Source organism: Mitsuokella sp. AF21-1AC, assembly GCF_003458855.1.
Classification (GTDB): domain Bacteria; phylum Bacillota; class Negativicutes; order Selenomonadales; family Selenomonadaceae; genus Mitsuokella.
Genome location: NZ_QRVW01000030.1, coordinates 20,446 through 28,713, shown reverse-complemented (window position 1 = coordinate 28,713; position 8,268 = coordinate 20,446). Strand labels below are relative to the sequence as shown.

8 protein-coding genes are annotated in these 8,268 nt (G+C 54.5%); 4 read left to right on the top strand and 4 right to left on the bottom strand.

All coding sequences use genetic code 11. The features are described from left to right. Positions 1–46: 46 nt before the first annotated feature. From DWX75_RS10220 to DWX75_RS10205, 4 genes are all read right to left on the bottom strand, one after another. A complete protein-coding gene (locus tag DWX75_RS10220) occupies positions 47–1,525 on the bottom strand; it encodes a cell wall metabolism sensor histidine kinase WalK (RefSeq protein ID WP_118016211.1) in 1,479 nt (492 codons plus the stop codon). Next, positions 1,509–2,201: a response regulator transcription factor gene (locus DWX75_RS10215; protein WP_118016210.1), complete on the bottom strand. Its 693-nt coding sequence runs from the start codon at positions 2,199–2,201 to the stop codon at positions 1,509–1,511. Before DWX75_RS10215 ends, DWX75_RS10220 begins: the two co-directional genes overlap by 17 nt. 156 nt (positions 2,202–2,357) lie before the next feature. Continuing rightward, entirely contained in the window at positions 2,358–2,780 is a 423-nt protein-coding gene (locus DWX75_RS10210) for a thioesterase family protein (RefSeq protein WP_369974349.1), read from the bottom strand. Positions 2,781–2,782: 2 nt separating this feature from the next. Next, a complete protein-coding gene (locus DWX75_RS10205) occupies positions 2,783–3,673 on the bottom strand; it encodes a LysR family transcriptional regulator (RefSeq protein ID WP_118016209.1) in 891 nt (296 codons plus the stop codon). A gap of 341 nt (positions 3,674–4,014) precedes the next feature. Here DWX75_RS10205 and DWX75_RS10200 point away from each other — a divergent pair, with 341 nt between their 5' ends. The 4 genes from DWX75_RS10200 (at position 4,015) to gltX (ending at position 8,232) form a co-directional block, all read left to right on the top strand. Next, on the top strand, positions 4,015–4,632 hold the full coding sequence (locus DWX75_RS10200; protein WP_118016208.1) for an IS607 family transposase: 618 nt from the start codon (positions 4,015–4,017) through the stop codon (positions 4,630–4,632). Further along, the gene (locus DWX75_RS10195; RefSeq protein WP_233519566.1) at positions 4,601–5,857 is read left to right on the top strand and encodes a transposase; all 1,257 of its coding nucleotides are present in this window, start codon (positions 4,601–4,603) and stop codon (positions 5,855–5,857) included. Before DWX75_RS10200 ends, DWX75_RS10195 begins: the two co-directional genes overlap by 32 nt. A 156-nt stretch (positions 5,858–6,013) precedes the next feature. Next, entirely contained in the window at positions 6,014–6,637 is a 624-nt protein-coding gene (gene dhaL, locus DWX75_RS10190) for a dihydroxyacetone kinase subunit DhaL (protein ID WP_118016207.1), read from the top strand. 134 nt (positions 6,638–6,771) lie between these two features. After that, on the top strand, positions 6,772–8,232 hold the full coding sequence (gene gltX / locus DWX75_RS10185; RefSeq protein ID WP_118016206.1) for a glutamate--tRNA ligase: 1,461 nt from the start codon (positions 6,772–6,774) through the stop codon (positions 8,230–8,232). Positions 8,233–8,268: the final 36 nt, after the last annotated feature.

The window sequence follows — 8,268 nt, the reverse complement described above, 5'->3', positions numbered from 1 at the left end:
TGTGGACAAAATGATTTTACATTTTGTCACAGCCCCTTTTTTGTGGTTATCCTATTGTTAAATCATCGGATTTCTCATCCTTCTCAGCCAGCGGAATGGTCAAAATGAACGTCGAGCCTTCACCGAGCTTGCTGACGAGATCAATCGTGATATCATGCTGATCGGCGATCCAGCGGGCAATCGAAAGACCCAGACCCGTACCGCCCACGCTGCCCACATCTTTCGTGCGCGAGGGGTCCGCGCGGTAGAACCGGTCGAAAATCTTATCCTGGTCCTCCGGCGAAATGCCGATACCGTCATCGGCAATCTCGACCTGCATGGCCTTTTTCGCATCATTGCGCTTCGATGCCACCGTGATATGGCCGCCCTCTGGCGTGTACTTGACGGCATTCTCCAAAAAGATGCGGATCATCTGGCGCATGGTGACGGGATCGGCAAAGATACAGCCCTCATCGTTCTCGCCCAGGGTCAGGCTATGCCTGCCCGCAGCAAACTTCATCTTGCGGACGGCATCCTCCACAAGCTCGGAAAGCTCGAGATATTCCTTGTGGATGACCTGTCGCTTCTGGTCGGCCCGCGCGAGGAACAGCAGTTTTTCGATGAGCTGCTGCATATCCTCGGCTTCCGTGCGGATGGAATTGATGCCTTCTTCCAGGATCTTCTTGTCGGAGCTGCCCCAGCGCGACAGGAGATCCGAGTATCCCAGGATGACCGTCACAGGCGTACGCAGTTCATGCGAAGCGTCGGAGACAAAACGCTGCTGCTGCTGGAAGCCTGCTTCAAGGCGGTCGAGCATGTGATTGAAAGTCGTCGCCAGTTCTGAAAGCTCATCGTGTACAGGCGGCACTTCGATGCGCCGGTCCATGCGCTCCACCTCGATCTTGCGAGCCGTCTGCGTGAGGATGCGTATGGGCTTCAGGATGCGGCTGCTCAGGAAATATCCGGCCAGCAGCGCAATCAGGAAGCCGATGATCGTGATGATGAACAGGACGCGCTGCAAATGCTCCAGGAATCCCTGTTCCGCCGTGATGGTCCGGAAGAAATGGAGCTGATAAATCTGCCCGTTGTCCATGATGTTCATCGTGGCATGATAGAGAGAAAACCGGTCAAGCTCCGAGACTTCCATGGACTTGTTGGCCCAGAAGGGAGGATTCTCCACGCGGTGGGATTCAATAACATCGAGCGACGGGTAATGCACGTCGTTTTTGTAGATTTCCTGTCCCGTGATATCCGTGACCATGAGGATGACGCCCGGCAGGACGAAATTCTCGCTGTTCAGGATACCCGCGAGGTGCTCCCCGTCCGACAGGCGCTTCTGGATATGCTCCATACTGATGTCGATTTCTGTCTCTGCCTGGTGGTAAAACGAGGCATAGACGCCCACGCCCATGATGGCGCTCGTGAAAATCAGGATGACGAACAGGATGGCCGCATAGAGGCACGTGATCTTCGTCGAGATCTTGGTCTGCGTCAGGAACCGGCACAGACGGCCCCATTTGAGGCGATGCTTATTCTTTAATGGCATATCCTACGCCCCGGATGGTGTAGATGAACTTCTCATGGAAACGATCGTCAAGCTTGGCGCGCAGGTAACGGATATAGACATCCACGACATTCGTATCGCCGCTGTAGTCATAGCCCCATACTTCCTGCAGGATCTGATCGCGCGTCAGGACCGTGCGCTTGTTGCGGAGCAGATATTCAAGCAGCGAATACTCCTTTTTCGTCAGATGGACCGGCTCCCCGCCGACCTCCACCTCATAGCGGCGCGGATACATCGCAAGATCCTTGACGCGCAGGCATTCTTCAATCGGCGGTTCCGATTTCACGGCCGTATGCTTGCGCAGGGCGTTGCGGATGCGCGCCAGGAGCTCTTCCATCGCAAACGGCTTCGTGATGTAATCATCGGCACCGAGATCCAGGCCGGCGACCTTGTCTTCGACATCGTCACGGGCCGTCAGCATGATGATGGGGATATCCGTGACTTCACGAACCTTCTTGCAGATGGTCATGCCATCCATGCCGGGCAGCATGACATCGAGCAAAACAAGGTCGTAATTCTCCTGCATGATGCGCTCAAAAGCACGCGTGCCATTGCTCTCAATCGCCGTCTCAAAGCCTTCATGGTCGAGCTCGATCTGCAGGAAACGCGCAATGCGCGGTTCATCTTCCACGATAAAAATACGTACCGGTTTATCCATATCGTCCCCTCCTGAATGTGCGTTGTAACGAAGCAGACACAACGCAGTCTGATTGCTGAATTGAACAAAGATAATTCTACTATATACCGTGCATCCTGCAAAGAAAAGAGTTTTCCAGTAAATCTAATTGTATTTTTAACTCACCGCACGGCCTGTTCAAACGGGAAGCGAGCAGGCCTTCGCCATGAAGCGTTCGGCGTTTACCGCAAAGCGTTCATGGGTCCCCGAGCCGATTTCCTGCGTGCCTGCAAAGGCCCGCACGGCAAAGCAGACCTTGCGTCCCTCCACGGCCGTGACCTCGGCTTCCGCCCGGATCTCAGCACCCAGGGGCGATGGTGCCCGATGCTCGATGGCCATGGAGGTCCCGACCGTCGTCCAGCCGGCAGGGACATGCGATTCCAAAAGCTCTGCGGCCGCACGCTCCATGAGGCAGCTCATGGCCGGTGTGCCGTAGACCGGCAGGCTGCCGCTGCCGAGCGTCTTGGCGAGATTCGCCTCCGTTACCTGCTCCTCAGCCCTGCCGGTCATGCCGACCTGCAGGCCCTGCCATTCCATCTGTACCTTTTGTGCCTTTGCCATGTTCATTCTCCTTTCTCACCCAGAAACATTTCGCGAAACAGTTTGATGAGATGTGCGCTCGAAGAAGAAAGCGTGCGGTTCTTGAGCCAGGCGATGACCGTATGCGTGCTCATCTCCGGTTCCACCATCTTCTTGTAGATCAGATTGCCATCGGTCAGCAGCGTCTTGGAGGACACCGGCAGGATGGCGATGCCCATGCCCATCTTGGCCAGCAGCAGGTCCTGCACGATGCTGTCGCTGACGCAGATGACGTTGGGCTCAAAGCCGCGCTTGCGGCAGTCTGCCACGAACATGCTCTGCCAGCGCAGCGGGATGATGACCGGCACATCCTTGAGTTCCTCAAGGCGCACAACGTTCTCGTCGCTGCCGATTTCCTGCTCTCTGTTCATGATGACGACGAGCGGCTCATTCGGCAGCACGATGGATTCATAGACCTTGGCATCGACCTGCGTGCGCGTGATGCCGATCTCGATGACCCGGTTGTCGAGGAGCTCGAGGATCCTCGCCCCTTCTGCCTCCCAGATCTGATACGTCACCTGCGGATAACGGCGATGAAATTCCGAAATGAGCTCCGGCAGCAAAAGTGCTCCCGACGTCGTGATCGTACCGAGGCGGATGGACCCCGCAACACCCGAACCGATCTCCGTGATCTCGCGCACCGTGCCGTCCACCATGCCGAGGATGTGTTCCACCCGCGAGTAAAGCACGCGGCCGGCGTCCGTCAGACGGATGCGGCGGCTGCCGCGCTCGAAGAGCTGCACCCCGAGGGATGTCTCGAGCCGCTTCATCTGACGCGACAGAGCAGGCTGGGCAATATCAAGCCGCTGCGCCGCGTGGCTGATGTTCCCTTCCTCGACAATGGCGTAAAACGCGCGCATATCCTTGATTTCCATGTCCTTTACTCTCTCTTTCCGGCAGGTCCCCCGCCAATCCAGGTAAATCTATAGCAATTTATCATACTTTCTATAATCTCTTTCTGCTATTATACTTTTTCTGGAAAAAATAGGCAAATCTTTTTCAAAGAAATCATAGAAAGATTCCAGTATAAACCAAAAGGAATCAATGTGAAGAGTTTATCTTCTCCCATATTTCTGTCTATTCACACTTGTGATTTTGCTTGCTCATGATATAATATAATGTGGTATAGTAAAGATATAAAATCAACCATATCAAATCTATAGATAATTATATTAAAATATGTTATAATTATCTATAGAAGAGAGGTGAGTCCCATATGTTTGCTAAAGATGTTCTTCGTGTCTTGCAGGTTTCTAGGCCAACGCTCACGAAATACGTCAAGACAGGGATTATCCGCGTTCACGTTATGCCCAATGGCCACTATGACTACAACGAAGAAGATGTCTACAAGTTCCTCAACAAGGATGTGAAGCGTAAGACTTACATCTATGCCCGCGTCTCTACGCCCAAGCAGAAGCCCGACCTCAAGAACCAGATCCAGTTGCTCAAGCAGTTCTGCTTCGCGAACGGCTATAGCATCAACGGCGTATTCTCAGATATCGCCAGTGGTATCAGCTTCGAGAAACGGAAGGGCTTTTTTGACCTGCTGGACGATGTCCTTGCCGGGCGTGTCGAGCGTGTGGTCGTGACCTATAAGGACAGGCTTTCACGCGTCGGCTATGACTTATTTTACTATCTGTTCCAGAAGTACAACTGTGAGATTGTCGTCATGAGTGAAGTTGGGTCCGAAAAGCTTGACTCGCAGGAAGTGTTCGAGGATACCGTAAGCCTGTTGCATTGCTACTCCATGAAGCTGTATGAAAGCCGCAGAAGACTGCGGAAGATCAAGGAGGCGATAGAGGATGATGAAACGAGTGGAACACCACCGGCTTAAACCTTCTTCACCTTTTTACGCCATGCTGCGCGAATTCTGTCATCGTTCCAAGAACCTGTACAACCACGGGAACTTCCGGATTCGTCACACATTCATTGAAGATGGCAAATGGCTGCGCTATGGCGAAGTCGACCGTTTGCTAAAGGCTGACGCAGAGTACCCCGACTATCGGGAGATGCCGACGGCGCAGACGGCACAGCAGACGCTCCGGCTGCTGGACAAGAACTGGACGTCGTTCTTCGCGGCCATCAAAGACTGGAAAGCACATCCTGAGAAGTACAAGGAACGGCCAAAACTGCCGAAGTACAAGCCGAAAGATGGCTGTTTCCCGCTAGTACTGACGAACCAGAATTGCAGGCTCAAGGACGGAGTCATCCGTTTTCCAAGAGTCTTTCAAGGCTTCACGGTAAAGGCCATCTTTGCCAGTCAGCCAGAAGCTGTGTTCAAGCAGGCACGCATTATCCCGCATGGTGGTGAGATTAATCTGGAGCTCGTCTATGAGTTGCCGGAAGTCAAAGAGAAAGCCAACAATGGAAAGTATGCCGCCATCGATATCGGCGTCGACAATCTCGCGGCGCTGGCCTGGAACACAGACGAGCGACCTGTCCTGCTCAAGGGGACGCCGCTCAAGTCGGTCAATCAGTACTACAACAAGCAGATGGCCAAGCGCAGGAGCATCTGTGAGCTGATGAATGGACGCCATTCATCCAAGCGAATCGCGCGGCTCACAGCGAAGCGGAACCGCAAAGTCGAGGATTACCTGCACAAGGCAAGCCGCAAGGTCATCGACTTATGCGCGGAGCAGGATGTGTCTGTACTGGTCATCGGCAAGAACAAGGGCTGGAAACAGGAAGTGAACCTTGGCCGCAAAGTCAACCAGAGCTTCGTACAGCTGCCTTTCGCCCGCTTCATCCAGATGCTCCAGTACAAGGCCGAATCAATTGGCATGAAGGTCGTGTTGACGGAAGAAAGCTACACGAGTGGCACATCGTTCTTGGATGGCGAGGTTCCGACCAAAGACCACTATGACAAGTCACGCCGTATTCATCGCGGCCTGTTCCAAGCAAACGATGGTCGGAAAATCAATGCCGACATCAATGGTGCCTACCAGATCATGCGAAAAGTATTCCCGAACATGAACGCAGACGGGATAGAGGGCGTAGCGTTGCGCCCAGCTGTAGTAGCCCTTTCGATGAGCGCTCGTCGCAGCTCCGGCTGCGCCTGATGCGAGAAAGAGTGAACAGCGAAATTTATTAAAAATACAAATATTATTATTTTGTATTTATAATAAATATAACGTTGTTTCCTTATAACAAATGATAATAAAATGCATATCTCGTGCAATACAAGCAACACGATAGTGAACACAAAGGAGTTTCTTATGACCAGAATCAAAGATGCACTCGATGCTGTCGCAGCTGCGATCATCGCTCAGAAAGATTATCTCACGGCTCTCGACGCTGAAATCGGCGACGGCGACCACGGCATCAACATGGCGCGCGGGTTCCACGCTGCCGTAGAGGCCGTTGATGAAATGGATGATACGTCAAAGCCGGGCCCCGTTCTCCACGCCATCGGCAAGGCCCTCATACAGAATGTCGGCGGTGCGGCCGGCCCGCTCTACGGCACGGGCTTCGTCAAAGCCTCGGAGGTCTGCGATGAAAATACGAAGCTCAACATCGAGAGCTGTGAGAAACTTCTCGGCGCAGCCATCGCCGGCATCGAACGCCGCGGCCATGCCAAGAAGGGCGACAAGACGATGCTCGATGTTCTCATCCCGATTCACGACTGCTTCCTGCCCGAGCATGCCGAGGGCAAGACGCTCTTCGAGGTCCTGCTCGATGCCTCGCATGCAGCCAAGGAAGGCGTCGACTATACGAAGACCATCGTCGCCAGACGCGGCCGCGCCACGCTCGTCGGCGAACGCAGCATCGGACACGAAGACCCCGGTGCCGTGAGCTCCATGGTCATGTACCGAGCCCTCTACAACTTCCTGAAGAAATAAGGAGCAACCATTAGGCAAGGCGCCGGCAGACGCTTTGCCTTTCTTGTCTATCCCGGTCTTCTGTAGTATACTCAAAGCTATACAATATATGTGATGAACGCAATCTCTATCTTATTTAATTGGAGGAATATCAATTGACTGAACAGATCGTCCGCACCCGTTTCGCACCGAGCCCGACGGGTTACATGCACATCGGCAATTTGCGCACGGCTCTCTACGGCTACCTTTATGCCAAGGCCCAGCACGGCCAGTTCATCCTGCGCATCGAGGATACCGACCGCACGCGCTACGTGGCCGATGCCGTCGATTTCATCAACCGCACGCTGGCGATGGCACATATCGTCCCCGACGAGAGCCCGGCGCTCGGCGGCCCATACGGCCCCTACGTCCAGAGCGAGCGCATGGACCTCTACAAGAAGTATGCAGAAGAGCTCGTCAAGACGGGCCATGCCTACTACTGCTTCTGCGATCCGAATGAGGATCACTCGGCCGGCAAGTTCGGCGGCTACGACCGCACCTGCCGCGACCTGCCGCAGGACGTCATCGACGAACACCTCAAGAACGGGGATCCCTATGTCATCCGCCAGAAGATGCCGCTTTCCGGCGAAACGACGTTCTTCGACGTGCTTCACGGCAACATCACGATCAAGAATGAAGAGCTCGAGGACCAGGTCCTCTTAAAGCGCGACGGCATGCCGACGTACAACTTCGCCAACGTCATCGACGACCATCTCATGCACATCACGCACATCATGCGCGGTGCGGAGTTCATCACTTCCACGCCGAAATACATCCTGCTCTACCAGTCCTTCGGCTGGGATGTCCCGACGTTCATCCATCTGGCTCCGGTCATGGGCAAGAACGAGGACGGCTCCATCTCGAAGCTCTCGAAGCGTCACGGTGCCACGAGCTTTGATGACCTCGTCAAGGCCGGCTACCTGCCGGACGCCATCGTCAACTACGTGGCGCTGCTCGGCTGGAACCCGAAGACGACGAACCAGGAAATCTTCTCGATGGATGAGCTCATCGCGCACTTCAGCCTCGACGGCCTCTCGAAATCCCCGGCTGTCTTCGATTACGACAAGCTCGGCTGGATCAACGGCGAATACCTCAAGGCCATGAGCGACGACGAATTCGCCAAGATGGCCCGCCCGTTCGTTGGCGAGCTGCCCGACTACCTCGAAAAGAGCTGGGCCCGTCTCAGCGCACTCCTCAAGACGCGCATCCAGCGCCTCGGCGACCTGCCGCAGGAAGTGGCCTTCCTCATCGAGCAGCCGGCCTTTGACGCAGAGCTCTACGTCAACAAGCGCAACAAGGTCACGCCGGAAAAGGCAGCCGAACTCCTGCCGGGCATGATTGCCCTGCTCGAGGACATCGCCGAGGACAACTGGAACAACGACTTCCTCTACGAGCAGCTCAACGCCTACATCGAAGCGGAGGGCATCAAGAAGGGCCTTGCGATGTGGGTGCTGCGCATCGCGGCAGCCGGCCAGAAAGTCACGCCGGGCGGCGCTACGGAGATCCTTTCCATCCTCGGCAAGAAAATTTCTTTGGAGAGACTCAAAAAAAGTCTTGCAAAATTGCAGGAGCTGTAATATAATTAATCAAGTCAGTTACGTGGCACCTTCGTC

Excerpts from the sequence above, each read along its gene's own strand:
- DWX75_RS10205 (WP_118016209.1), bottom strand. The coding sequence starts at position 3,673 with ATGGAAATCAAGGATATGCGCGCGTTTTACGCCATTGTCGAGGAAGGG.
- DWX75_RS10195 (WP_233519566.1), top strand. The coding sequence starts at position 4,601 with ATGATGAAACGAGTGGAACACCACCGGCTTAAACCTTCTTCACCTTTT.
- DWX75_RS10215 (WP_118016210.1), bottom strand. The coding sequence starts at position 2,201 with ATGGATAAACCGGTACGTATTTTTATCGTGGAAGATGAACCGCGCATT.
- DWX75_RS10220 (WP_118016211.1), bottom strand. The coding sequence starts at position 1,525 with ATGCCATTAAAGAATAAGCATCGCCTCAAATGGGGCCGTCTGTGCCGG.
- DWX75_RS10200 (WP_118016208.1), top strand. The coding sequence starts at position 4,015 with ATGTTTGCTAAAGATGTTCTTCGTGTCTTGCAGGTTTCTAGGCCAACG.
- dhaL (WP_118016207.1), top strand. The coding sequence starts at position 6,014 with ATGACCAGAATCAAAGATGCACTCGATGCTGTCGCAGCTGCGATCATC.
- DWX75_RS10210 (WP_369974349.1), bottom strand. The coding sequence starts at position 2,780 with ATGGCAAAGGCACAAAAGGTACAGATGGAATGGCAGGGCCTGCAGGTC.